The 24,492-nt window shown below is 46.5% G+C and carries 24 protein-coding genes; 16 read left to right on the top strand and 8 right to left on the bottom strand.

Annotated features, from left to right (window positions below; translation table 11 throughout):
* Window positions 1-58: 58 nt before the first annotated feature.
* Entirely contained in the window at window positions 59-505 is a 447-nt protein-coding gene (locus R7070_RS06535; RefSeq protein WP_017634511.1) for a DUF302 domain-containing protein, read from the bottom strand.
* 227 nt (window positions 506-732) lie between these two features.
* On the opposite strand from R7070_RS06535, the gene R7070_RS06530 reads away from it, so the two are divergent.
* The 6 genes from R7070_RS06530 (at window position 733) to R7070_RS06505 (ending at window position 7,987) form a co-directional block, all read left to right on the top strand.
* Window positions 733-2,724 carry a U32 family peptidase gene (locus tag R7070_RS06530; RefSeq protein WP_256900204.1) on the top strand — a complete coding sequence of 664 codons (1,992 nt, stop codon included), beginning with the start codon at window positions 733-735 and terminating at the stop codon, window positions 2,722-2,724.
* Window positions 2,725-2,829: 105 nt separating this feature from the next.
* Window positions 2,830-3,075 carry a DUF3297 family protein gene (locus R7070_RS06525; RefSeq protein ID WP_005374689.1) on the top strand — a complete coding sequence of 82 codons (246 nt, stop codon included), beginning with the start codon at window positions 2,830-2,832 and terminating at the stop codon, window positions 3,073-3,075.
* A 225-nt stretch (window positions 3,076-3,300) separates the two neighbouring features.
* Window positions 3,301-4,011 carry an ABC transporter ATP-binding protein gene (locus tag R7070_RS06520; RefSeq protein ID WP_017820083.1) on the top strand — a complete coding sequence of 237 codons (711 nt, stop codon included), beginning with the start codon at window positions 3,301-3,303 and terminating at the stop codon, window positions 4,009-4,011.
* Entirely contained in the window at window positions 3,998-6,508 is a 2,511-nt protein-coding gene (locus R7070_RS06515; RefSeq protein ID WP_256900203.1) for an ABC transporter permease, read from the top strand. Before R7070_RS06520 ends, R7070_RS06515 begins: the two co-directional genes overlap by 14 nt.
* A complete protein-coding gene (locus R7070_RS06510; RefSeq protein ID WP_256900202.1) occupies window positions 6,508-7,617 on the top strand; it encodes a lipocalin-like domain-containing protein in 1,110 nt (369 codons plus the stop codon). Before R7070_RS06515 ends, R7070_RS06510 begins: the two co-directional genes overlap by 1 nt.
* Window positions 7,618-7,720: 103 nt before the next feature.
* Window positions 7,721-7,987, top strand: coding sequence for a DUF2999 family protein (locus R7070_RS06505; protein WP_004746427.1), 267 nt, complete (start codon window positions 7,721-7,723; stop codon window positions 7,985-7,987).
* A gap of 81 nt (window positions 7,988-8,068) precedes the next feature.
* Here the strand turns inward: R7070_RS06505 and R7070_RS06500 are convergent, their stop codons facing one another.
* Window positions 8,069-8,656, bottom strand: a complete 588-nt coding sequence (locus tag R7070_RS06500) for a GNAT family N-acetyltransferase (protein ID WP_238972316.1) — start codon at window positions 8,654-8,656, stop codon at window positions 8,069-8,071.
* A 91-nt stretch (window positions 8,657-8,747) separates the two neighbouring features.
* Window positions 8,748-9,611: a helix-turn-helix domain-containing protein gene (locus R7070_RS06495; RefSeq protein WP_256900201.1), complete on the bottom strand. Its 864-nt coding sequence runs from the start codon at window positions 9,609-9,611 to the stop codon at window positions 8,748-8,750.
* 184 nt (window positions 9,612-9,795) lie between these two features.
* Between R7070_RS06495 and R7070_RS06490 the strand changes: the two genes are divergently transcribed.
* Both R7070_RS06490 and R7070_RS06485 read left to right on the top strand, forming a co-directional pair.
* Window positions 9,796-10,695 carry a GyrI-like domain-containing protein gene (locus R7070_RS06490; protein WP_256900200.1) on the top strand — a complete coding sequence of 300 codons (900 nt, stop codon included), beginning with the start codon at window positions 9,796-9,798 and terminating at the stop codon, window positions 10,693-10,695.
* Window positions 10,696-10,993: 298 nt separating this feature from the next.
* Window positions 10,994-12,091: an ElyC/SanA/YdcF family protein gene (locus R7070_RS06485; protein ID WP_256900199.1), complete on the top strand. Its 1,098-nt coding sequence runs from the start codon at window positions 10,994-10,996 to the stop codon at window positions 12,089-12,091.
* 78 nt (window positions 12,092-12,169) lie between these two features.
* Here the strand turns inward: R7070_RS06485 and R7070_RS06480 are convergent, their stop codons facing one another.
* A complete protein-coding gene (locus R7070_RS06480) occupies window positions 12,170-12,592 on the bottom strand; it encodes an organic hydroperoxide resistance protein (protein WP_047476680.1) in 423 nt (140 codons plus the stop codon).
* Window positions 12,593-12,729: 137 nt separating this feature from the next.
* On the opposite strand from R7070_RS06480, the gene R7070_RS06475 reads away from it, so the two are divergent.
* The 4 genes from R7070_RS06475 to R7070_RS06460 all read left to right on the top strand — a co-directional run bounded on the left by R7070_RS06475 (window position 12,730) and on the right by R7070_RS06460 (window position 17,625).
* Window positions 12,730-13,188 carry a MarR family winged helix-turn-helix transcriptional regulator gene (locus tag R7070_RS06475; protein WP_005383518.1) on the top strand — a complete coding sequence of 153 codons (459 nt, stop codon included), beginning with the start codon at window positions 12,730-12,732 and terminating at the stop codon, window positions 13,186-13,188.
* Between the two features lie 305 nt (window positions 13,189-13,493).
* A complete protein-coding gene (ahpC, locus tag R7070_RS06470; RefSeq protein WP_005374632.1) occupies window positions 13,494-14,051 on the top strand; it encodes an alkyl hydroperoxide reductase subunit C in 558 nt (185 codons plus the stop codon).
* Between the two features lie 336 nt (window positions 14,052-14,387).
* Entirely contained in the window at window positions 14,388-15,956 is a 1,569-nt protein-coding gene (ahpF, locus tag R7070_RS06465; RefSeq protein WP_256900198.1) for an alkyl hydroperoxide reductase subunit F, read from the top strand.
* A 1,249-nt stretch (window positions 15,957-17,205) separates the two neighbouring features.
* Entirely contained in the window at window positions 17,206-17,625 is a 420-nt protein-coding gene (locus tag R7070_RS06460) for a VOC family protein (protein WP_005374615.1), read from the top strand.
* Window positions 17,626-17,704: 79 nt separating this feature from the next.
* Here the strand turns inward: R7070_RS06460 and R7070_RS06455 are convergent, their stop codons facing one another.
* Both R7070_RS06455 and R7070_RS06450 read right to left on the bottom strand, forming a co-directional pair.
* Complete coding sequence (locus tag R7070_RS06455) at window positions 17,705-18,244, bottom strand: CAP domain-containing protein (protein WP_005398264.1); 540 nt, start codon at window positions 18,242-18,244, stop codon at window positions 17,705-17,707.
* A 127-nt stretch (window positions 18,245-18,371) separates the two neighbouring features.
* On the bottom strand, window positions 18,372-19,328 hold the full coding sequence (locus R7070_RS06450; RefSeq protein ID WP_054576541.1) for a LysR family transcriptional regulator: 957 nt from the start codon (window positions 19,326-19,328) through the stop codon (window positions 18,372-18,374).
* 126 nt (window positions 19,329-19,454) lie between these two features.
* Between R7070_RS06450 and R7070_RS06445 the strand changes: the two genes are divergently transcribed.
* From R7070_RS06445 to R7070_RS06435, 3 genes are all read left to right on the top strand, one after another.
* On the top strand, window positions 19,455-20,141 hold the full coding sequence (locus R7070_RS06445) for a DJ-1/PfpI family protein (protein ID WP_005374612.1): 687 nt from the start codon (window positions 19,455-19,457) through the stop codon (window positions 20,139-20,141).
* A 120-nt stretch (window positions 20,142-20,261) separates the two neighbouring features.
* Window positions 20,262-20,792 (top strand): sigma-70 family RNA polymerase sigma factor, encoded by a 531-nt coding sequence (locus tag R7070_RS06440; protein WP_255209459.1) that lies wholly within the window; start codon window positions 20,262-20,264, stop codon window positions 20,790-20,792.
* 166 nt (window positions 20,793-20,958) lie between these two features.
* Window positions 20,959-21,654 carry a VC0807 family protein gene (locus R7070_RS06435; RefSeq protein ID WP_005383527.1) on the top strand — a complete coding sequence of 232 codons (696 nt, stop codon included), beginning with the start codon at window positions 20,959-20,961 and terminating at the stop codon, window positions 21,652-21,654.
* Window positions 21,655-21,727: 73 nt separating this feature from the next.
* Here R7070_RS06435 and R7070_RS06430 read toward each other — a convergent pair whose 3' ends face one another.
* Entirely contained in the window at window positions 21,728-22,720 is a 993-nt protein-coding gene (locus tag R7070_RS06430; protein ID WP_054578591.1) for a zinc-dependent alcohol dehydrogenase family protein, read from the bottom strand.
* A gap of 88 nt (window positions 22,721-22,808) precedes the next feature.
* Window positions 22,809-23,624 (bottom strand): AraC family transcriptional regulator, encoded by an 816-nt coding sequence (locus tag R7070_RS06425; protein WP_175413520.1) that lies wholly within the window; start codon window positions 23,622-23,624, stop codon window positions 22,809-22,811.
* A gap of 111 nt (window positions 23,625-23,735) precedes the next feature.
* Here R7070_RS06425 and R7070_RS06420 point away from each other — a divergent pair, with 111 nt between their 5' ends.
* Window positions 23,736-24,440: an MOSC domain-containing protein gene (locus R7070_RS06420; protein WP_256900197.1), complete on the top strand. Its 705-nt coding sequence runs from the start codon at window positions 23,736-23,738 to the stop codon at window positions 24,438-24,440.
* The last annotated feature ends 52 nt before the right edge of the window (window positions 24,441-24,492 follow it).

The raw sequence follows: 24,492 nt of genomic DNA, 5'->3' as shown, positions 1-24,492 counted from the left end.
CCCCAATCATTGGGGCTTTTTTATTCTTCAACATAACAAGCAGCCCTAATACTGCACCCTACTTCGCCGCCGCGTGGGTTAAATTGCCCAGCACGCCGCTGATTTTGTTCAATACCTCGTCACAGCCTTCAATATGATGGCGCTGCTTTAAATACATCGGATCGTTGTAAGCTAACCACGTTTTGCCTTCAGCATCTTCATACACCAACACTTTTTGGGGTAAATCGAGCGCCACCTCCTGCGCACAGATCATCAGTGGTGTGCCCACTTTAGGGTTTCCAAACACGATAACTTCAGTTGGTCGCAACGTCATATCGACTTTCGTGGCATTCTCTTGATGGTTAATGCGCGCAAAGACGTTCAACCCTTTTTCTTGCGCGATAGCGACAAATTTATCCGCCGTATCTTTTGCTGAATGCGTGCTCGCAACGGTTACCACGCCCTCACCAGCCAACGCACTCAATGACGTCAACGCCACTACCAACCCGATGATTACTTTTTTCATTTGTCGTCCCTTCCTCTCTCTGAGTCGAAAACTAAATATAGAAAAACCAAGTGTAGGAAAACTATAGAAGTCAAATTCCGCTCTCGCGAATTGCACTCTACCCACTCAAGAGTCGACCGTGTAACACGGATTAATTGATTCAGATTAATAAAGTATTAACTAGCCGAGCATCAAAAGCGTGAAATACGTAACATTTGCCGCCTATTTTAGTAAGAAAGAGAAAAGTAGTGACACGCGATCAATTTGAGTTATTAGCACCCGGTGGTGATTTAGATTCCATCAAAGCCGCCATTGCCGCTGGCGCCGATGCAATTTACTGTGGGCTCGACCGCTTCAATGCTCGTAACCGAGCGACCAACCTCACCTTAGATAACTTAAATGGCGTGTTAACGTTGGCCCATCAGCACAGCTGTAAGATTTTCCTAACGTTGAATGTGCTGATTTTAGAAAGTGAAATTCCAGCGATTGTTCGCTTGCTCAGCCAACTGAACACCACCAAAATCGATGGCGTGATCGTACAAGATCTCGGTCTGGCCTACATTCTCAAACATCACTTTCCCGATTTGGATGTGCACGCTTCAACGCAACTGAACACGCATAACGAAGGCCAAATCCTCTTTCTCAACCAGCTCACCGCAAGCCGAGTAAACTTATCTCGCGAACTTAACATCAGTGAGATAAAACATCTGGCGCAATTTGGTCGCGAGCACAACGTAATGATGGAAGTGTTTGTCCACGGCTCATACTGCATCGGATTCTCCGGAATTTGCTACATCAGTTCCGCTCGCAATGGCGCATCAGGTAACCGTGGACGCTGTAGCCAACCTTGTCGCGAACAGTACGAAACGACCAAAACAGGCAACAACTACCCACTCAATATGAAAGACAACTCCGCCTTTGGGGACTTGGAAGCGCTTGCCGATGCTGGCGTGTATTCTTTAAAAGTAGAAGGGCGAATCAAGAAATCGCACTACGTCTATGCCGTGGTCGACAATTGGCGTCAGCAAATCGATCGCATGTGCGAGGGTTTGGAACTCTCTGAAGACACCACAGAGTTATACACGGTGTTCAACCGTGATTTCTCCAACGCATTTTTGCAAGGTGATTTCGGCAAGGCGATGTACATCGACAACCCGCGCGACCACGCTGTAAAACATTTTTCGAAGGTTTATCAATGCCAGTCTGCTGATGATGTGCAAGCGGTGAAAAAGAAACTCTACGACGACAAAACCGCGATCATTGAGAAAGTGGCAGAGCAAACTAAGTCGTTCGATGTCGCTTCGAAACAAGTATCCGGCAGCAGCTTGAAAGGGGCGATTGATGTGCCAACTCTGCCAGCGTTACCTCAACCAGAAACTCGCCAAAGTGCGCCAAAATTATCGGTTCTGATCTCGTCAGCACAAGAAGCTATGCTGTGCGAATACCACGACGTTGATGTTTACTATCAATTGCCAATGGGATTGTCTGGCGAACTGAGCGCGATGATTGAGTTATTCCAAGCCAATCCAATGCTCAAACCATGGCTCCCGGCCATTTTGATTGGCGAAGACTACCACGCCGCGCGCGTATTTTTGGAAACCATCCAACCTGAGTTGTTGATCACCAACAACTCAGGCGTCGGCATGATCGCAAAAGAGCTCGGCTTAGGCTGGGTGGCAGGCCCACAAATGAACACGGTGAACTCATACGCGTTTAAATGCCTTCAAGACGAGTTCGCGGCAAGTGGCGCGTTTGTTTCTAACGAGCTGAATATGAAGCAGATGCGTCACATAAAGCGTCCGAAAAACATGCGCAGCTTCTACAGCATTTATCATCCAAATACCCTACTCACGAGCCGCCAATGTTTGTTCCAACAAACCGAAGGATGCCGTAAGGTGAAGGTCAACAAAGGTTGTTTGAAACGCTGTGATAAACGCACGTCTATCATCAACTTAAAAGACAATCCTTACGTGGTACAAAAACAAAAAGGCAGCCACAATTCAATCTACAGCGAGCACAACGTCTTAAACCTGCAAGTGCTGCACGATCTGCCGCAATTGTTTACCGATGTGTTGATCGATCTGCGTGATATCCAGACAGATACGAAAGTCTCAGCAAGCAAACCTGAGTTGATTGACGCGTTCTTAGCTCTACTTGAAGAACACAGCGAACAAACCGTCCAAACGCTGAATGCCATGATTCAACCAACAGCCAACGCGCAGTATTTAAAGGGGTTGTAGGAGTTACTTGAAAGTTAAACAACGCATCGACTCTCAACATATCTTGAACACACACAGTGCACTGACTACAATAGCGCACTTTTTACGGAATTTAGGTCACACAAAATGACAGACACAGCTAAACCAGCTCTACCAGATCGCCTAGCGGGTAACCCACGTAGCCCATTCTTCATCAAAGAATGCTTCGAGCACCAAATCGGTATTCGTATCAACGGCCAAGAGCGTACTGACGTAGAAGAATACTGCATCAGCGAAGGTTGGGTAAAAATTGCTTCTCCTAAAGCAAAAGACCGTTTCGGTAACCCAATGCTAATCAAACTTAAAGGCGAAGTTGAAGCGTACTACGTGTAAGCTGACCACGCTGAATGTATTTGAAAGCTCGAGTTTGACTCGGGCTTTTTTAATGCCTGTCATATCCCTCCTCATTTAATCTCTTCCCTCTTCTTTTCAGTACAAGTTATTAAGAAATCGATGTAAATCGCTGTTTTTATCTGATTGTTGTCTAAAGTTTCTAAAGAACGAACAGCAATAAGCATTGCCAAAAGAAACGACACCTTTTGAATACAGGGAGAGGAAATGGAAAGCCCACTTGTCACACTCAAACACGCCAGCAAAAGCTTTGTCGATGGCAAAGAGACACATCGCGTGTTGGAAGGCGTCGACTTCACGTTGAACACAGGAGCGAGTGTTGCGCTGACGGGCGCAAGTGGCAGCGGCAAAAGTACTTTGCTCAATGTCATCGCTGGCTTTGAGCCGCTTTCCGATGGTGAGTTGTGGTTAGATGGCGATAACACGGCGGCTTGGAAAGACCCACAATGGAGCCGATTTCGACATCAAAAACTCGGTGTTATCTTCCAGCAATTCAATCTATTAACGCCGCTCAACGTGCAGCAAAACATCGCCTTCCCTCTGCATTTGAATCAACAGAAATGGAACGACTGGTGCGATTATTTGGTCGAGACTCTAGGTATCAGCCAACTTCTCGACAGGCATGTTTCTGCCCTTTCCGGAGGTCAACAACAACGAGTCGCGATTGCGCGCGCATTGGCACACAAACCTAAGCTTCTACTCGCCGATGAACCCACAGGTAACCTCGACCAAAAAGCAGGCTTGGAAGTGATGAAACTACTCAGTGAAATCACCACCCAAGGCAATACCGCCGTGCTCTTGGTGACCCACAGCCATGAATGCGCTGAATTTATGAAAGCACGGCTGCGATTGGATAACAGTCAGCTACAGAACAGCCATCAAGTAAACAAACATGAGCTTCACCATGAAGCAAACTAAGCCATCAAACAACAGATTCACTCATACTCGACTCGCCCTGAATCTGTTTGCAGCGCACTATCGGCAGGCGCCACTGCAAGCCGCCGCGATTCTGATCGGTATCGTGTTGGCTGTGACCTTATTCGTTGCGGTGCAAGCCATCAACCTCAATGCCAAACGAAGTTATGCGGAATCTACCGAGCAGCTTAGCGCACAAGCTCAGAACTTAATTATTCCACCAGCAGGGCAAAACTATCTGCCCGAGTCTCTTTATTTCACCCTTAGACAAAACGGGCTCAGTGCAGCACTACCTGTAATCGAAGGGCGAGTGAGAGACGAACAAGGGCGTCGCTGGTCAGTGCAAGGTAGTGAGTTGATTGCCGCAATTTCCTCACGTTCGCGCTATTCGTCAGAAAACCAACAAAACGTGTCTTTGTTCGACAGTGCTTTACCTTTACCTGAGCTTTTGGCCGGTAAGCCGATCGTGATGATGAGCCAATCTCAACATCAAAACTTAGGGGAAGTAGAAACCCTAACTCTGGATGACATTCCAACCCAAGTGGTGGTGCTACCTGACGAATGGCAGTTAGGTAGCCGAATGTTGATGGACATTGGTTTTGCCCAGCAACTGCTCAATAAACAAGGACAGCTCAGTTACATTGCGGTTTTCCATTCGGGTGATAAAGGGAATAAAGACAAACAAACAAAATGGCAGAAGCTGATTGGCGAACATGGACAATGGATTTCCAATAATCAAAGTACAGACCTTGGTTCGCTGACCGACAGCTTTCACCTCAATCTCACAGCAATGAGCTTACTCGCCTTTTTAGTCGGGCTGTTCATTGCCTACAACGGCGTAAAATACAGCTTGCTGAAACGCAATCGGCTGTTGGTGCAGATTCAACAGGCGGGTGTTGCGCCGAGCATTGTGTTCTCAGCGCTGTTAGTTGAACTCACGATTCTCGTTACCATCGGCGCTTCCCTCGGTTTTGTATTGGGCATGCAGCTTAGCCACTGGTTACATCCGACCGTGGCACTGACTCTAGAACAACTTTATGGCGCGACACTGCTTCCCGGCACTTGGCAATGGCAATGGTGGGCGCAAGCCCTGCTGCTCACGTTAGCCGCAACCCTGTTGGCGTGTTGGCAGCACTTTAAACAGCGAGTGCGCCAGCCGCTTTCCTCTCATGGTGGATTTTATCAAGCACCTGAAGCTTCTAACGAAAACCAATTGTTCGTGATAGGTGCTGCGTTGACGGCTCTCGCACTTGCAGGGTTATGGCTGAGTGAGCACCACCGATTTACCATGGCGTGGCTCGGCGTGCTTGTGGTGTCGATTCCTTTGTATCTACCCAAAACACTCAGTGTATTAGCCAATTGGTGTGAAAAACGCACCAGTTCCGGTTTGATGCAGTATCTGTTTGCAGAGCTGCGCGAGCTGATTTCTCCGCTTTCTCTCGCCATGATGGCACTGCTACTCGCCGTTACTGCCAATATGGGGATGAACACGCTAGTTGGCAGCTTTGAATCCACCTTAAAACAGTGGTTAGAACAAAGGTTACACGCCGATATTTACGTCAGCCCTGCCCAAGGGGAAATCGCTGATGTGGAGCGCGCATTAGGACAGTTCGACAAGGTTGAGACCGTCTACAAGCAATACTACGTCGACGATAACCTGAAAGGCTTACCGATTTTGCTTGGCACCAAAGACAAAGACACCTTAGAGCAAACCATGGTGTTCAAATCGCATTTGGAGAACTTCTGGTCCCGCTTTTACCAAGGTGAATTAGTCGCCATCAGTGAACCAACCGCGGTCAAACTGGGTTTATCACTGGGTAGCGAGCTCACACTTGATGCTGTTCCAAATAAGAACCTGCTTGTGGGGGCTATATTTCACGATTACGGTTCACCCAATGGTGAAGTGTTATTGGCACCCAAATTATGGCAAGAGAGTGGCTTTACCGACCTGCCAACAAGCCTTGGCATTAAAGTATCTGGTGACCCACAAATCGTATACGACCAACTGCGCGAGCAACTGAATCTGCATCCAAGTCAGCTCTACGATCAGGCGCAAATCAAATCCATCGCGTTGGATATTTTCTCGCAGACCTTCGCCATTACACGCGCACTCAACGGCGTGACGTTGATGGTCGCGGTGATTGGTTTGTTCAGTGCTTGTTTCATGTTGCTCGACGCGCGCAAAGCCGCCATCGCAAGGCTATATGCACTTGGCGTCAGCCGTCGCAAATTAATGACCATGGTGGTCGGACAGATCGTTGCTCTGGTCAGTTTTACTCTGGTTATTGCCCTGCCCCTCGGTGCCATAGTGGGATATGTGCTGACAGACATCGTCACCTTGCGTGCTTTTGGTTGGAGCTTAAATTATCTGTGGAATTGGAGTGATGCGCTGAGCATTGCGGCGATCACCATCTTAGTGGCAGTGATCGCAACCTTGATTCCGCTGTGGCGATTAGTCAGCAAGCCTGTCGTGTCCAGTTTGCAAAGCGAGGTGTTGTGATGGTTCGATTAGCAAGCAAACTTACTCTACTCATAAGCAGTTTATTCCTGTTCGGTTGTGAAGATTCGCAGCAACAAAATATGGGCACTTTGCTGGGCAGTGGAGATACGCAAAGCGAGAGCAACTTATTCACACCCGTAGAAAAAGGGGTTGAACTCACCTTTCCTACCGATCATCAAGCGCACCCAAACTTTCGTCATGAATGGTGGTACTTAACCGCTAACTTAATTGATGAAGATGGCAACCCACTTGGCGTTCAATGGACACAATTTCGCTTTGCTGCTGCGCCGCCAACGGACGAAGATGACGTGAAGAAAACCGAGTGGCAAGCTCAACAAATCTACATGGCGCACAGCGCAGTCACGACAACGGACAAACACTACGCCGATGAAAAATGGTCACGCGATCAAGTATCTCTAGCCGGCGTCGACACTTCACCGTTTCGTGTTTACCTCGATGATTGGCAGTGGACTTCTTCAACCAACGACCTCTTCCCTGCCACGTTGAAGGCGAAATCCGAACAGTTTGGCTATTCGCTCACTCTTACCAGCAGCGTGCCTTATCAAAAGCAAGGCGAGCAAGGTTACAGCACCAAAAGTGCCGATGGACAGGTGGCTTCGTATTACTACAGCCAACCGTTTATTGATGTCTCAGGTGAAGTCACCATCGACGGCAAAACCCATCAAGTGTCGGGCAAAGGTTGGATAGACCGAGAGTGGAGCTCGCAATTCTTACTCGACTCACAACAAGGCTGGGACTGGTTTGCCCTAAGATTGAGTGACGACACCAGCTTGGTGGTGTTCCAATTGCGGGATTCCAAAACCGGATCAGCCAGTTACTCCAGCGCAAGGCTGATGCAGCAAGATGGTTCTGGCATCGCTATCCCACAAAAAGACATTCAGTTAGAGGCAACCAATCAAACAGAAATCCAAGGGCGAAAGTATCCAACCCAGTGGCAAGTGTCGATTCCTGACCAGCAAATTGATCTTACCGTTTCTGCTCTCAACCCGAACGCGAAAATGCCCCTTTCTGTGCCTTATTGGGAAGGCCCGGTGCGTATTGAGGGCTCTCATTCTGGGACAGGTTATATGGAACTAACGGGGTATTGAAAAGTTGAATGATTACCCCAATTATTCAGCTAGTACAAACACAGGTAACCGAGTGATACACTGCACCTCAGTGTCATCCAATGAATAATTGAAAGGAAATATGATGAACCCAATTATCGCCTTGCTAAAAGAGAACAACATCAGCGACGAACAAATCAACGAGATTTTTCAGACTCTGACGCAAAACCCTCTAGCGGCAATGGCAACAATCAGCCAACTAGGTTTGCCACAAGACAAGCTACAAATGCTGATGGCGCAAGTGATGCAAAACCCTGCGCTAATCAAAGAAGCGGTAGACGAATTGGGATTGGATTTCTCAAAGGTTGAAGAAGCAAAAGAGAAGCTTCAAAGCCAGAACCAAGGCAACTAAGTCTTAGCCATTTAGCGCTGAATATAGAAAAGGCCGTTAACCCGAGCATGTGGGTTAACGGCCTTTTTTGTTGGCTAATTATTAGCGATTTAAAGACGCGAATTGTTCTGCGGTCATACCGTAGTACAGCTTGTCGTCAAAGCCTTGCTCTCGTTTGTAGTAGTCTTTCTGACGGCCTTCTTGAGTAAAACCATTTTTCTCTAACGTCTTGTAAGAGCCAACATTAGAAGCGTAGCAATCGGCACTGACTTTATGGGCGTTTAGCTCAGTAAATCCAATCTCGGTCATCATTTGGCAAGCGCGAGTCGCAACGCCTTTGCCCCATGCGCAAGTAGGTAACTGATAACCCACTTCGTAGTTGCCAGTTAAGAACATCACTGCGGTCACTGCACACATTCCCATGTACTGACCTTGTTGGTCACGAATCACGAACGTTGGGATATCTGGCCAAACACCTCCTTTGATCGCTTGTGCCGTATTTTCAATAATAGGGCCAAAGAAACCTTCATACAGGCTGTTGTCAGCAGGTGCGAAGAACAGATACTGATTGACCTTATCATCGTTCAACATCTCGATAATATCTTGTAGATCAGAGCCTTGAATCAGCTGGATAGTCAACGATTCGTTAAATGGGATGGCTTCGCCTTGTTTTAGTTTTTGATATGACATGTGTTACCTCGTTATCTGCTGAAAATAGTAGCTCAGCGGATAAGAGAAAAATTGGATTTTTGCGACAACTTTCGGGCTGACCAGCAATGCATTACGACTCAAAGTCGCCATAGATATCGATGGTTAAGTCGCGCTTTTTCAAGTATTTGCTCGGCGTTTTTCTTAGCTGCTGTTTGAGGGTACGAATCAAATGCGATTGGTCACTGAAACCAAATTGCTGTGAGAAGCTCGCCCAATCAATCGCCTCTTGTTGCTTGTAGAGAGTCAAAATCATCTGCTCTAGACGTGCCATTTGTTGATACTGCTTAACGCTCAGCCCCACTACTTGCTTGAAACTGCGCTCAAGCGTTCTTCGAGAACAGGCGCATTGTTTGGCTATCTCATCAATATCCATCGCTAGCTCAGGTGAGCGTAGCGCTTGAGCGTCCATCACGGATACCGCTTTTTGCGATGCCAAAAACGGTTTGGTGCAACAAGGTTCGATATCTAACGCATCTAGATGTTGTTTGATGTAGTTCAGCAAACATTGCGGTGAATCTTGCAACTCTAGCTGCCATAACCCTTGTTGAAAGCGCACATCAAACGCCGTGTTGAGCCAATCAAACCATTCGCATTGGTTAATTGCTGCGACTTGGGATGCATCACTAAACCGTGATTCAATGGCATACAGACCCTCTGGACGAAAGGTGATACCAATACGCTTGATGGGAGCCGTATCTTCCAACAACAGCAAATGCTCGTTAGCCGTTAATAAATGGCAGCCTTTGCCAGCAAGCTTTGTGTCTCCCGTGTCGTAGCTGTAGCCTTGCACTGGTGGCGTAAAGAGTAAATGAGCACGCGGGTTTGGAATAAGGTGCGGCTTGGGGTCAATGACTTCACCCTCTGGCACTTCCAAGTACCACACTTGATGAATGAGCCATTCGTACTCTGGCAGAGACTGTTTCCAAGCGATCATGATTGTCCTAGCGGTTAGTAAAGATAATGAGCGCAACGTTTTTGCTTAAACATCTGCTCGTTGAGTGTGACTGATTGACGCGCATCTCGCCACGCATTTCTCACCCTGCTCCCTTGCAAGCTTGTTGGATTGCGGTAGGCTTTGAGCAGAGAAAACAAGCTGAACAGAACAAGGAAATACCACGATGCGCGTCGACTACCACCAACGACTGGTTCCTGTGATTCGTTATTTAGAACAACACTTTAATGAACCACTCAACCTGCCAGAAGTGGCCGCGCTGGCGAACCTTTCCCCTTATCACTTTCATCGCACCTTCAAAGCCGTGCAAGGCGAGACATTGGCCGACTTCATTCGACGTTTACGTTTAGAAGCCGCTGCCGATGACTTATTCAAATCCAAGCAACCGGTATTAAACATTGCCCTAGAGTACGGGTTTTCTAGCTCACAGAGCTTAGCCAAAGCCTTCAAACAACATTATGGCGTTACACCTACGGCCTTTCGTGACTGTGAGAACTACCAGCAATTTTCTGAATTAGCACGAAACAGCAAGATTGGACACACGTTGCGCAAGAATGGAAACGAAGTGACACCAAGCGATTCATATACTGGCTCTGAACTCACCAAATGGAGCACGACAATGGAAACGCAAGACTTTGAAAAAGCAAAACTGGCTTACATTCGCGTAAACGGCCCCTACGGCCAAGGCTATGAAGAGCCGTCAGGTCGCCTGTATCAATGGGCAGGAATGAAAGGTTTGGCAGGCAATACCTGCATCTTCATCTACCATGACAATCCTGAAATCACGCCAGACGAGAAGTGCCGTACTGATATCTGCTTGATGGTGCCAGAAGACACGGAAGTTCCGAAAGGCATTGAGCTGCAAGACTTCCCCGGCGGTCAATATGCGGTGGTGCGCCAGCACATTACTGACCCGAGCCAATACTCAAAAGCGTGGGATGATGTCATGAGCAAGGTAATTGAATCCGGTATTGAGAACGACGACCGCCCTTGCTTTGAGCTTTACCACAGCTTCGACCCACAAACGCACCATGCAGACGTTAGCTTCTGCACTGCCATCAAATAAACCAAAAGCCTGCATCATTGCAGGCTTTTTCATTTCTGACTCTGGTTGCTTAAGTCCGTTCTTCCAAACGCTGTTTATCTTTTAATCCAATTACTTAGAACACGAACGAATACCTCAATATTTTCGTGATCCTACTTCGCGTTTTGACCACGCGCATTCATTCGCTCGGCTGAGTTGGGATTCATTTCACAGATTATTCATGAAGCGAACCTAGACTGAAAAAATTCTATCGACCCCGTTCGACCTACAACGCTAGGCACAATAAAAACTAGGTACTACAGCACCTCTAGGACATTCCATGAAGAAGAACTTACTTGCCATTGCTCTTGGTAGCGTGATTGCGCTGACTGCTGCCCCATACTCTATCGCGGCTAACGATGCTACCGTCCAATCTTCAGCGGACTATTCACAGATCGTCACCAAACGTCAGGTTGTTGACCAACTGCTGAATGACGCGGTACAAGCATTCAAATCTCCTGCGCGTATTTCGCATGCGGGTTTTACCGCCAAAATGCCGAGCAACATGGAGATTGTTACCGACAGCTTGCTAGAAGCCTACAAACTTGAGCCGTACCGCACTGACCTACTGATTTCTGCGGCAAACGCACAGATCTACAACAAGAATGCAGACCGCGCGATTGAACTATTTGAACAAGCTCTTTCTGTCGCACCAGACGATGTGGATTTGCACGCTTACTTAGCGGTATGGCAACGCTTTGAGGGCAACCAAGCAGAATCAGCGAAACACATGGCGACGCTCATGAAGCTCAATGCAGGCAAAGCGGCAGACATCCAACGCATCTTCGACACCGTAGACCGCGTACTTGCAACGCCACTAAAAGAGAAAGCCGATAAAGGCAAATTGGATGACAAAGGCGCAATCGTCACGTTGGGATACGCGCTGAACCCAGATGGTTCGATGCACCAGATCTTGGTTGAGCGTTTGGAAACTACGCTAGCCATGGCGAAAGCAAACCCAGACGCGTTGATCGTATTGACGGGTGGTGTACCGAAGAACCACAAAACCGAAGGCAAATTAATGGCAGATTGGCTGATCAAAAAAGGCATCACCAAAGATCGCATCATTGAAGAAAACTACGCCACCAGCACGGTAGGCAACGCCCTATTCAGCAGCTACGCATTGGCGCGTCATAACATTAAACACGCGACCATCATCAGCTCAGCGAGCCACGTACGCCGTGGTCAAACCTTGTTTGAAATCGCAAGCTGGCAAACTGGCCCGCAAGGCATCACTTTCGACACAGTGAGCTATCCAGACAAGCCACTGAAAGACTTAGCCAAAGCCAGCGATAGTGAGCTGCTTGGTATCTACCGCGATGCTCTGCGTACTTACGGCATGTGGAGCTACCGCTCTTACCCGCTAGAGTCGCGTTAAGTATTCTCGACTCATACCAATCAAAAAAAGCCTGCGTGCTTGCAGGCTTTCTTGTCTTTGTGCAGTGGTTGAAACCGCTTAAATTGCTTCGCCGTTTACCGTTACTGCCACATCAATGTTGCCACGAACTGCGTTTGAATATGGGCAAACTTGGTGTGCAATGCGCGTTAGCTCTAGCGCTTGTTCTTGTGGCATGTCTAGCTCTACCGCTAGGCTCACTGTTAGTGCAAAGCCGCCTTTATCGTTCGGGCCGATGCCCACTTCCGCTGTTACGGGTGCACTCTTCAGGTTCACTTTACCTTCACGTGCTACGTGCAAAATCGCGTTAGAAAAACACGCTGAATAGCCCGCTGCAAAAAGCTGTTCTGGGTTAGTTGCTGCGCCTGTGCCGCCCATTTCCTTCGGGTATGACAGCTCTAGATCGAGAAGACCGTCATCTGTTTTTACTTGACCATTACGACCAGCCAAAGCGGTAGCTTGAGTTTTGTATAGAGTAGTCATGCGAGTGTCCTTCTTAATTTAAGTTGTGCGCAATTTAATTGCTTACAACCTTATATCGAAGTGAAGATCGTTTGCAACTATATTGTGCACAATTTATTTTATGACTCTCTTTCTCTATGAGCAGGTAGGCAACGCCAATGAGCCAGTGTTACACCGACAACACCATGACCGACGACGATAAACTCTTACTCGAAAACCAAGTTTGCTTCCCGCTCTACAGCGCAGCAAACGCAGTGATCCGAGCTTACCGCCCGTTGCTGGACGAGCTTGATCTGACTTATTCGCAGTACTTAGTGATGATGGTGCTGTGGGAGAAAGATGGTGCCAGTGTGAAAGAATTGGGGTCACAACTGCATTTGGACTCAGGCACACTCACGCCGCTGCTTAAACGCTTAGAAGCAAAAGGCTATGTAGAACGTGGGCGCAGTGAGACCGATGAGCGCGTTCGCGTACTCAACCTAACAGAACAAGGTCGTGACCTTAAAGAACAAGCTAAGTCAGTGCCAAACGCCATGATGTGCAAAATAACCTTAGAGCTGGATGAAATGATCATGCTTAAGAAGTTGTGTGGCAAAGTGCTCGACAATCTGAGCTAACAAGATAGAAGCATCCGCTTCCCCACTTCCTATTAGAAAGAGCCTGCCGAAATGCAGGCTCTTTCGATCTTAGCTAGAATATCGACTCAAAGTAATCATCGATATTCTCTATTGCTAATCTGCCTTCATCTTCAATAAAACCTATCAAAGCAAACTCACTTACATCGGATTTCCCTATCAAGTGAAATAGGAAATGGCTATCAATAGGATAGTTACAAGCGATTTTCCTTAAACACACTCCGATGAGAATATACTTTCCGAAAGCAACAACAGCTCAGCTTAAAACATTCAAAGGAAAGTAAATTATGATTAATACTCAAATCAAACCATTTGCAGCTACAGCGTACAAAAACGGCGAATTCGTTGAAGTAACAGAACAAGACGTTCTAGGTAAATGGGCAGTATTCTTCTTCTACCCAGCAGACTTTACGTTTGTATGTCCAACAGAACTGGGCGACCTAGCAGACCACTACGAAGAGCTACAAAAACGTGGCGTAGAAGTTTACTCAGTATCAACTGACACACACTTCACTCACAAAGCGTGGCACGACAGCTCAGACACAATCGGTAAGATTCAGTACTACATGCTTGGCGACCAAACAGGCAACATCACAAACAACTTCGGTGTGATGCGTGAAGGTCAAGGTCTTGCAGACCGTGCAACGTTCCTAATCGACCCAGAAGGTACTATCCAAGCAATGGAAATCACTGCTGAAGGTATCGGTCGTGACGCAGAAGACCTACTACGCAAAGTAAAAGCAGCTCAATACGTAGCAGCGCACCCAGGCGAAGTTTGCCCAGCTAAATGGAAAGAAGGTGAAGAGACACTAGCTCCATCACTAGACCTAGTTGGCAAAATCTAAGCCACTGAAATTTAAGTTCTAATCAGTTCCCGATTTCCTTTTTCTGATTAGAACTGAATTAGAGAGCACTTCAGGTTAGATACCTTGACGACCTTCTGCCTGATTTGCTCTCTCCCCCTCAGGTTTTATCTACAGTAACCACTTTTTTATTACCTATCTGAATAAGTAGGTGTGCAGTAATTGCGTAGAAAAAATCGTTTAGAACCAGGCATAGATTTTCGATAGCTAGTTACTCTAACTACAAAATCTATAACGCAGTTATCAACGATTTTAGCTAGCAAGAATGAACAAATACTTGTTTTGATTGGTAACTATTTAATTAAGGTAGTAACAACTATGTTAGACCAAGCGATCCAACAACAACTCAAACAATATCTGGCTAATGTAAAAGAAGAAGTTCGTTTAGTGGTTAGTCTAGATGAAAGCAAAGCATCGAATGACATTTTGTCTCTAGCGAACCAAATCGCAGAGATGAGCGACCTAATCACTGTTGAACGTGACGACAACGCAAGCGCACGTAAACCAGTGATGGCGGTAACTAACCCAGCAAAAGGCACAGCACTACGCTTTGCAGGCTTGCCAATGGGTCACGAATTTACCTCTCTAGTATTGGCACTGCTTCATTCTGGCGGTCACCCAATCAAACTAGAACCAGAAGTGATTGAGCAAATCGCAGCACTAGACAAAGATCTAGACGTAGAAATCTTCATTTCACTGTCGTGTCAAAACTGTCCGGACGTGGTTCAAGCGTTCAACATGATGGCGGCGATCAACCCGAAAGTAAAAGCAACCATGATCGACGGTGGCTTGTTCCAAGATGAAGTGAAACAACGCGACATCATGGCAGTACCAAGTGTATTCGTGAACGGTGAGCTATTCGGTCAAGGCCGTATGTCTCTGACTGAAATCCTAAACAAAGTGGATGACGGCGCGAGCGAGAAAGCCGCGAAAGCACTAAGCGAAAAAGACCCATACGACGTACTTGTTGTCGGCGGTGGCCCTGGTGGTAGCGCAGCTGCTCTATACGCCGCTCGTAAAGGTATTCGTACTGGCGTTGTTGCTAAGCGTTTTGGTGGTCAGGTTATGGACACCATGGCAATTGAGAACTTCATTTCGGTAAAACGTACTGAAGGTCCAAAACTGGCAACTGACCTAGCAGAACACCTAAAAGAATACGACGTAGACGTAGTAACTGAGCAACAAGCTGAGAAGCTAATGGGCGCAGCACACACAGAAGATGGTTTGATTCACATCCAACTTGAAAGCGGCGCAACGCTGAAGAGTAAGAGTGTCATCTTAAGCCCTGGTGCCCGCTGGCGTGAAATGAACGTTCCGGGTGAGCAAGAGTACCGCAACAAAGGTGTCGCATACTGCCCACACTGTGACGGCCCACTGTTCAAAGGCAAGAAAACTGCAGTTATCGGTGGTGGTAACTCAGGCATCGAAGCTGCTATCGACCTTGCTGGTATCGTAGAACACGTAACGGTTCTTGAATTCGCAGACGTACTTCGCGCAGACCAAGTGCTTATCGACAAAGCGAACTCACTACCAAATATCGACATCATCACGATGGCGCAAACAACAGAAGTAGTGGGTGACGGTACTCGCGTAACAAGCTTGAAGTACAAAGACCGCAACACAGATGAAATCAAAGAGATTGAACTGTCAGGTATCTTTGTTCAAATCGGTCTAGTGCCAAACACAGAATGGCTAAAAGATTCAGAAGTAGCGCTATCTGAGCGCGGCGAAATTGAAGTCGGTAGCCGTGGCGAAACTAGCCTAGAAGGTGTGTTCGCAGCGGGTGACGCAACAACCGTTCCTTACAAACAGATCATCATTGCGATGGGTGAAGGTGCAAAAGCAAGCTTAGGCGCATTTGACTACCTAATCCGTAAGCAAGGTTAATCTCCAATTTCTTGAGCACAAAGCGCACGGTGCTGTGTTTTCTTCCCCGGAAAACCAATCGGGGCACCGTGACAGCGATGAGTAACAAGAAATAAAATCAAAAAACCTAGAAGCCCAAAGACTTTGCCAGCAGGTATTAACTGCTGGCTTTTTTGGTTTGGGGAGAGGTGTAAGCAAATCCCTCAGCGCTCCGAGTTCAAACTGGAGGGAATGGCTCTACAATCACGGATAATTCAGTTCACTCCACCAGCATCACAACGCGCTGCGAATAGATTCTGAATACTCGCTTAGGCTCCTTCAGAATGACGCTGTCCGTTTAGCGTTCTCTTCCCGTCATTCCCGCGAACCTAGGTGAGACTGGGAATCTACTCACCAAAAACTCGATCGAAAATGATTAGCAAGAACACGAACAAACAAAAGGTGAAAGAAGGTTGCAAACACCTAACCCAACATTCAGCCTCAAACCAACGACCCCACCTAACCTCCCCCTTATATCAAACTCTTAAGATCTCATCATTCCGAGCGCAAGGTGGCAAGTTTTACAGTCACAGATAATTCAATTCACTCCACCGGCATCAAAACGCGCTGCAAATAGATTCTGAATACTCGCTTAGGCTCCTTCAGAATGACGCTGCTCGTTTAGCTCTCTTTCCGTCATTCCCGCGAACCTAGGTGAGACTGGGAATCTACCTACCTAAAGCTCGAACGAAAGACATTCACACACATACACGTGACGCATCAACGGTTGGAGGGTTCATGAACATGATCCTCCTCTCAACCTCAAACCACCAATCCCATCTAACCTTCGCTTATATCAAACTCTTAAGATCTCAGCATTCCGAGTGCAGGTGGCAAGTTTTACAGTCACAGATAATTCAATTCACTCCACCGGCATCAAAACGCGCTGCAAATAGATTCTAAATACTCGCTTAGGCTCTTTCAGAATGACGCTCTTCGTTTAGCACTCTCTTTCCGTCATTCCCGCGAACCTAGGTGAGACTGGGAATCTACTCACCACAAACTCGATCGAAAATGCTTAGCAAGAACACGAACAAACAAAAGGTGAAACAAGGTTGCAAGCCCCTAACCCAGCTCTCAGATTCAAAGCACCAAACCCACCGAATCTCTCAATGTATCCAGATCCAAAGATATCAACCCTAAAAAATTTTAAAAAAGCCCTTCACCTCAACTTAACTTGAGGTATTAGCATATTCATCGTTGGCTAGAAAATGACAAAAAGGAGCACATCATGATCCAACTAGAACATATTAACTTAGTCGTGAAAGATATCCCTGAAATGCTGAAGTTTTACCAAACTGCATTTCCACATTGGTACGTGCGTGATGAAGGTAAAGGCGAATGGAGTGGCAAACCAAGAAACTGGCTACATTTTGGCGACGAGTATCAATACATAGCCATGAGTGACCATGGCGAAGGAGAAAACCGCGAGTTGAGCGGGCACCAAGTTGGGCTAGCGCATTTTGCTTATGTGACCAACAACGTCGATGCAATCATCAAAAGACTAACCGATGCAGGTTATCCGATTGCCCAACCTGGTGCTGATGAACCATATCGCAAAAATGTGTATTTTGTTGACCCTGCAGGTTTTGAGATTGAATTTGTTGAATACCTGGCGGATGACCCAAAACTTCGTAACCTGACAAGCTAAAAGAGATGTAAATAATAAAACGCCAGCAGATAGTGACTGCTGGCGTTTTATTTTTTATCTATCGGGCTTCTTTATCGCATTAGCGCTGTTTGGCAAAAACCTGAGTCCAGTAATACCCGTAACGTGCAGAGTGATTTTCGACAAGCGACGCGCCCATCTGATCAAAATCCGCACTCATGATATTAAGGCAGTGACCTTCACTCGATAACCAAGCATTCACGACGGCGTTAATGGTGCTTTGCCCTACGGCGACATTCTCACCAATGGCGCTCCAAGCATAACCCGTTGCGTTAACTCGATCTGACATTTTGCTGCCATCAGAGCCTGTGTGGCTCATGAAATCGCTGTTCGCCATATCGCTTGAATGTCGATAAGCGGCGCTTTCCAAATCGTAGCTCCAAGTCAGGGCCCCAACAGGTGGCATGGTGGTTGCGCCACACTGTTGTGTAGTAGAGCGAGCGCTGTTGACCGCTGCAAGCATCTGCTCGGCAAATGTGCCTTGTGACGATGTGGAACCTGTGTTTTGTGAGCCGCTTTCTGCTGGGGCTGACGACTCCCCATCGCCGCCACATGCGCTGAGAAGTAGGGCCAAAGCAGGCACTAAGATCTTAGTTGGCATTGTCTTTCCTTTATGAGTGACGAAGAGCAAACTGCGCTTTTCGATAATAACGCCCAATAAACTAACAAAAACCAATAAAAGCGTCATATAGCTTAGGGGGTTTTAACCAAAGACTCACATGAAGTTTTCAATCGCCTTGGTTCGGTCGATAAATCGGCAACGTTTCAGCCCAAGTATGGAATGGCGTTTCATCCATATCCTGTATTGCTTGAGTGATAAAATCGATGAACACCCTAACTCGTGCAGGCACATAATCCCGGTTGGCATAGAGAAGATACACGCCATTTCCTGCTTGGCGCATGCTCGGAAATATCGGCACTAAACGCCCCGCTTTAAGCCAGTCTCTCGCGATAAAATGAGGGATCTGAGTTAATCCTAAGCCTTCTGCGCAAAGCTCTGCCATGGATTCACCGTCATTTACAATGTAGTTTCTTTCGGGGTCATATTCACTCGCACCGTCTGGTTCTGGCATCCGAATCGGCAACAGTTTCCCCGTTTGTTTAAAACGAAAACGAACCCAAGAATGGTCATTGAATACATCCGGGCCACTCGGAACACCATGGCGCGCTAAGTAATCCTGACTGGCACAAATGATAAAATCGATAGGGCTCAGCTGACGCACAATCAATTGACTATCGTGAACGACACCAGAGCGAATCGACACATCAATACCTTGCTCAATAATATCAACGTAGGCGTCATCGTAATGAATATCGATAGTGATGTTAGGGTAGCGGCGACAAAACTCTTTTAATAAAGGACGAATATAGAGGCGACCGTACGAGACTGGCACATTAATCTTAAGCTGCCCTGAAAGCGCATCATTGTGACTTTTTAATGAATCCTCACATGCCGCCAGCTCCTCCAGTACAAACCTAGCAGTATTTGCGTACCTACGACCAGCTTCTGTCAGGCGGCTCTGTCGCGTAGAACGTTGAAAAAGCTGTATACCCAAATCGCTTTCAAGACGATGTATGGCTTTACTCACGGTCGAAGGGTCAGTGCCATACACTTTGGCAGCCGCAGCAAAACTACCGCCATCTAAAGTGGCAATAAAAAATCGTAGGGACCGTATCTTATCCATATAACCAATGAACTCTATTCATGAATTTTATTCACTTTAGTAAAGACCAAGTGGCTCTTCAATCACTAATTAGCCTAAATATAATGAACCTCAATAACTTGATGCTCTGTTAGCGAGGAAAAAACCATGGGTAAAAACGGATTGAAGAATGCACTACAACTATTGATAGCGACACTAGTCCTATTCTTTGGGGTGCTTCAAACAGCACATGCCGCAGATAAACGAATTGGTATTCTGGTTTACGATGGCGTACTGACCTCTGATGTTACTGCTCCTTTAGAGGTTTTTGGCGTCGCAAGTCGTCTCACTTGGTTTAGTGATTATGACGTGCTCACCATTTCCGTCTCCGATCAGAAAACCATCACCACTGAAGAAGGATTAAAAATTGGTGTGGATGCTTGGATTGGTGATCTGCCGGAACTCGACGTATTGGTTTTAACATCCAGCTATGACATGGATGCACTAATCGAAAATAAAGATCTCATTCACTTTATTAAAACTACCTCAAAGGCGGCAGATTGGATGGCAAGTAATTGCTCTGGCGCGTATTTGTTAGCCGAAGCTGGCCTTTTAAACGGCAAAAAAGCAACAACTTGGGCCGGAGGTGAAAACGGCTTTCAAAGAGATTACCCAGCAGTCAAAGTACAAGTCGACCAGAATTTTGTCATTGATGATGGCGTTATCACTTCGAACGGTAGCCTAGTTAGCTATCAAGCTGCTCTTAAGCTACTTCACCTTATGACTTCAGAGTCTAAAGCTCAGGAAGTCGCAGATGCCATCCAGTACTCACGCTTTTCCAACCAACCATTTTAAGCGTGTAAGAAAGAAATCAGAGTCACCCTTCGATATTTGGAAGGTTAACTCTTCGAATTTGTCTTCCTAATCGAACAACCCTTTTTATCACTGTAAAAGCGATAAAAAGGGTTGTCGTTCATCTGGCAGACACAACGTGCTCTCCAAACTTTTTATCTTAATGCTATGGAAAAACATAAACGTTACGAAGCACTGACGAAAGATCGATACCAAGAGATTTACCGTCTCGCGTATTGGTTATGCAAAGATCACCACCTTGCTCAAGATTTAGCGCAAGAAACCTTTCTGAAAGCGTGGCGATTCTTTGATAAATTAAATGACCCCAACGCCGCGAAGTCTTGGCTCATTACTATTTTGCGTCGTGAGAATGCTCGGCGCTTTGATAGAAAACAGTACGATTTTGTCGACATTGATGAGTGTGCAATACAGACAAAAACCTACCCTGGCAGTGACTACGACATGGCCCAAGATTGGCTTCAAAAACAAATGATGATTCTCGAACCCAAATACCGAGAGCCGTTGCTCTTGAGCTTAGTGGCTGGGTTGAATCATGATGAAATTGCCCAAGCCTTGAGGCTCAACCACAACACAGTGGCGACTCGATTATTCAGAGCGCGTAATCAGATCATCGCACAGAAGGAGAGTCATTAAGACACAAAAAGTAGTCAATCATGTAAACTAACTGGCTATGCTCCGGTCTATTTCATAAGTCGTTACACAACTCGACGCTTTAACGCTTTACATCAAGCGCGACTAGATGAACACTTCTTGTCAAAGTACAATAACAGCCGACATAGAGTAGAGTCAGTAAAACATTATGAGTAACACGACGGCGAAAAAGCCGAATCCCTTATTTGAAATCCTTTTCAACGTATTTATCCCTTCCTTCATTTTGATGAAGTTTAGTGGCGATGAGCATCTAGGGACAGCAATGGCGCTGGTTGTCGCTTTGCTATTTCCTATCATTTATGGCGGTATGGACCTTGTCCGTAACAAGAAATTTAACTTTATTTCTGCTCTGGGCTTTATCAGTGTTCTACTAACTGGTGGCATCGGCTTGTTAGAGCTTGATACACGCTGGTTAGCACTAAAAGAAGCCCTGATTCCTGGCCTGATCGGTTTAGCGGTTTTGGGTTCAACGTTTACCCGCTACCCGCTGATGCAGAAGTTAGTACTGAATGACACTGTGTTGAACCTCGCGTTGATTAACCAACGTTTAAAAGAAAATGGTAAAACCGATGCGTTCGAACGTTGCCTTATGTCTTCTAACTACCTGTTTGCAAGTACTTTTGCGTTCTCATCTGCAATGAACTACTTCCTTGCGACTTGGATTGTGACTAGCCCTTCTGGTACTGCTGCCTTTAACGAAGAGTTAGGAAAAATGACGCTGTACAGTTACCCAATGATTGCCATCCCAAGTATGTTGATGATGTTCGGTATTTTTTATTACATTTGGCGTCAAGTACGTGCGATGACATCGCTCGAAACAGAGCAAATCTTCCATCTAAAATAGCCCAATCATTACAAGTAAACCCATAAAAAAGGGAGGATTTTATCCTCCCTTTTCTCAACAGGCCCACTGTAATTCACAGCGTCAAAATGATTTTTCCTGACACTGCTGACGAGCGTCGCTCAACCATTTCAATCGCTGTTTGAAAGTCCTCTAACGACAGATCATATGCAACGTTTAACTTTATGTCGCTGCTAATAAAGTGTTCTAACATTTCAGCGAACACCGTCTTTCTCCCGCCTTTACCTACCGATTCTTCCCAATACCGCAAAAAGAATGTACTAAAGTCGATGTTGTTGGCCTTCATCGATTCAAAAAACTCAGGCGTATAAGGCGTTAACGACAATGTTCCGTAGTTGATGTATTGGCCGTTTTCTTTCAAGGTACGAATGAGATCCGTGCCAGCCTCACCACCTATCGCGTCCAGAGCGACCGTTGGTTGTGGCAGTTGGCGCGTTTGCAGCTGCGCTTGTAAGTCTTTCTTTGCGTCCAACACTGGAATGGTATCGTACGGATACTCGTCTCGCTTTGAGGTCACAGCAATCAGTGCAAAACCCAGTGAATGGGCGAGCTGGGCAAATATCTTACCGATCGCTGACCCTGCTGCATTGATGATCACCACATCGTCTTTGTTCAACTTAGCTACTTTAGTGGTGATCACCCACGCGGTTAACGCGTTGATGTACAACTGACAGGCATAGCCGTTCTCCAAACTCTCAGGTAGCGGAAAAAGATTCTCAGGCGAGGCATCTATGTAGTATTGCCAAGTACCACTCATCGCCACCAACACCTTTTGCCCAACTTGAAGGTCAGTTTGACCAACTGCACTGACTTCCACCACACGCCCAACCGCTTCAAACCCCGGCACGCGAGGTGGTACGTGAACGCGGCGGTATTGCCCAACACCATGAATGGAAAGCAAGTCACTTGGGTTAATGTTTGTAGCTTCCAGTCTCACCCGAACCTTGCCCTGAGCAAGCGGATTGAGGGGCTCTTTTTCCAACGACAGCGATGTTTTGGGTTGACCAAAACAGAATTGATTCACTCGAGTATTTATCGTTGGTGCCATTGTTATTCATACCATGTAATTGAAATTCAAAAAGAAAGTTTCGTAACTTCTACTCAAAAACATTAAGTGAAGTCGAAGCTCTGTATTTCTACCTGCGCGATACGCCGTTCACTCTAAACTGTTGTGGCGTCATATCAAAATAGGCTTTAAATGCTTTGATGTAGGATGAGTCGTTTTGATAACCCACTAGGTCTGCAATGGCTTGGATTGACAACGATTCATCTAACAAAGAAAGCGAGTAAATTAGCCGAATTTGTTGCCGCCAAAGCAGAAATGAAGTGTTGAATTCCTTGGCGAACAACCGTGATAAAGTACGCTCCGATGCCCCAATTTTCTCCCCCCACTCTTTTAGCGAACAGCTCAACGCTGGCTCGTCAGTCAGTCGCTCGAAAATCAGTTTTAGTCGTCTGTCTTGTGGCAGCAATAACTGAAATGTCTGCACGTTGCGTTTCAAAATTTGATCATGCAGTACCGCCAGCAAATGCAACACTTCTTCGTGGCTTGTCTCACCTTCACACTGTCTGCGGATCTCTTGTAAAAGCTCATTTAAAAACGACGTTAAAGCAATGGTTCTCACTTGTGGCTCGTACGTCGCACCAAACTCAGGGTTGAGGTAAATACCAACAAATATCGTATTGCTTAGAGCAATCGACTCGTGTTGAACACCCGCAGGAACAAATAACGCAGAGGTGTGCGGAACCAAGTGCTGATAATGCTCAGTTTGTGTTTGCAATAACCCTTTGATAGGAAAGATGATTTGATGCCAAGTGTGTTGATGCAGCGCATCAATGTAACCTTTTGGCATGTCGATGGTTTTCACTAAAACAGGAGAATGGGGATTCGCGGCCATCATCTCATTGGAGGTGACGACGCCTGACTTCGAATCAATTTGGCGAGTTAGCATTGTTAGTTGTCTTTTCATCCCTACACCGACACAAGTTTACTAGGCTATCATGCTCCGCATTGCGAATGAAGGTAAACACTTTATCTCTCATTCAAATAATAAGGAGGTTACATGAAGAAAATCGGCGTCGTAAAAGCTGTGCTAGCAGGGAAAACCGTCCCTTATGCTCATGGTGCGCAAAGCGCAATCAACAAACAAGTGCTGCCTGAGCGCCAGCATGCAACAGAGCTCGGTTTTATCAGTGATGAGCAAGGTGATCCGCGCTTTCACGGTGGCATTCAAAAAGCGCTTCATATTTACCCAAGCGAGCACTACCCAATCTGGCAACAAGAATTAGGCAAAAGACCAATTTTCCAATCCGCCGGCGGCTTTGGCGAAAACATCAGCTCCGAAGGCGTCACCGAATCCACGATTTGCTTGAAAGATAAAATTCGCATCGGCTCAACACTACTGGAAGTGTCGCAAGGTCGTATGCCTTGTTGGAAACTTAACGTACGCTTTGACCAACACGATATGGCGAGAAGACTGCAAGATACGCTTCGAACAGGCTGGTATTTCCGAGTGTTGGAAGAAGGCGATATCGGTGCAGGTGACGAGATTATTCTGTGCGAAAGACCTTATCCAGAATGGCCACTGGCTCGCATCATGGGTGCGGTTTTCACTGGCTGTTTAGATAGAAAAGAACTCACTAAGCTGTCTGAGCTGCCGTTAGTCGAGTCTTGGGGCAAGTTAGTCGAGCGCCGTCTAGAAACTGGTGAAGTCGAAGATTGGGAAATGCGCTTGATTGGCCCAACTGCCGTTAATACTCAAAAGTAAAATTTGTAAGCCACGCTCTGAACCGACTATGCCGTCAAGAGCGTGTTTTTTG

This window comes from Vibrio sp. 1557, assembly GCF_033340175.1.
Lineage (GTDB): Bacteria > Pseudomonadota > Gammaproteobacteria > Enterobacterales > Vibrionaceae > Vibrio > Vibrio alginolyticus.
The sequence above is the reverse complement of the archived record's forward strand: the minus strand, read 5'-3'. Positions and strand labels throughout refer to the sequence as shown.

Coding starts and splice junctions, on each gene's coding strand:
- R7070_RS06430 (WP_054578591.1), bottom strand. CDS start 22,720: ATGGCACCAACGATAAATACTCGAGTGAATCAATTCTGTTTTGGTCAA.
- ahpC (WP_005374632.1), top strand. CDS start 13,494: ATGATTAATACTCAAATCAAACCATTTGCAGCTACAGCGTACAAAAAC.
- R7070_RS06510 (WP_256900202.1), top strand. CDS start 6,508: ATGGTTCGATTAGCAAGCAAACTTACTCTACTCATAAGCAGTTTATTC.
- R7070_RS06445 (WP_005374612.1), top strand. CDS start 19,455: ATGGGTAAAAACGGATTGAAGAATGCACTACAACTATTGATAGCGACA.
- ahpF (WP_256900198.1), top strand. CDS start 14,388: ATGTTAGACCAAGCGATCCAACAACAACTCAAACAATATCTGGCTAAT.
- R7070_RS06475 (WP_005383518.1), top strand. CDS start 12,730: ATGAGCCAGTGTTACACCGACAACACCATGACCGACGACGATAAACTC.
- R7070_RS06505 (WP_004746427.1), top strand. CDS start 7,721: ATGAACCCAATTATCGCCTTGCTAAAAGAGAACAACATCAGCGACGAA.
- R7070_RS06490 (WP_256900200.1), top strand. CDS start 9,796: ATGCGCGTCGACTACCACCAACGACTGGTTCCTGTGATTCGTTATTTA.
- R7070_RS06500 (WP_238972316.1), bottom strand. CDS start 8,656: ATGTCATATCAAAAACTAAAACAAGGCGAAGCCATCCCATTTAACGAA.
- R7070_RS06420 (WP_256900197.1), top strand. CDS start 23,736: ATGAAGAAAATCGGCGTCGTAAAAGCTGTGCTAGCAGGGAAAACCGTC.
- R7070_RS06485 (WP_256900199.1), top strand. CDS start 10,994: ATGAAGAAGAACTTACTTGCCATTGCTCTTGGTAGCGTGATTGCGCTG.
- R7070_RS06535 (WP_017634511.1), bottom strand. CDS start 505: ATGAAAAAAGTAATCATCGGGTTGGTAGTGGCGTTGACGTCATTGAGT.
- R7070_RS06480 (WP_047476680.1), bottom strand. CDS start 12,592: ATGACTACTCTATACAAAACTCAAGCTACCGCTTTGGCTGGTCGTAAT.
- R7070_RS06515 (WP_256900203.1), top strand. CDS start 3,998: ATGAAGCAAACTAAGCCATCAAACAACAGATTCACTCATACTCGACTC.
- R7070_RS06425 (WP_175413520.1), bottom strand. CDS start 23,624: ATGCTAACTCGCCAAATTGATTCGAAGTCAGGCGTCGTCACCTCCAAT.
- R7070_RS06455 (WP_005398264.1), bottom strand. CDS start 18,244: ATGCCAACTAAGATCTTAGTGCCTGCTTTGGCCCTACTTCTCAGCGCA.
- R7070_RS06525 (WP_005374689.1), top strand. CDS start 2,830: ATGACAGACACAGCTAAACCAGCTCTACCAGATCGCCTAGCGGGTAAC.
- R7070_RS06520 (WP_017820083.1), top strand. CDS start 3,301: ATGGAAAGCCCACTTGTCACACTCAAACACGCCAGCAAAAGCTTTGTC.
- R7070_RS06460 (WP_005374615.1), top strand. CDS start 17,206: ATGATCCAACTAGAACATATTAACTTAGTCGTGAAAGATATCCCTGAA.
- R7070_RS06435 (WP_005383527.1), top strand. CDS start 20,959: ATGAGTAACACGACGGCGAAAAAGCCGAATCCCTTATTTGAAATCCTT.
- R7070_RS06495 (WP_256900201.1), bottom strand. CDS start 9,611: ATGATCGCTTGGAAACAGTCTCTGCCAGAGTACGAATGGCTCATTCAT.
- R7070_RS06450 (WP_054576541.1), bottom strand. CDS start 19,328: ATGGATAAGATACGGTCCCTACGATTTTTTATTGCCACTTTAGATGGC.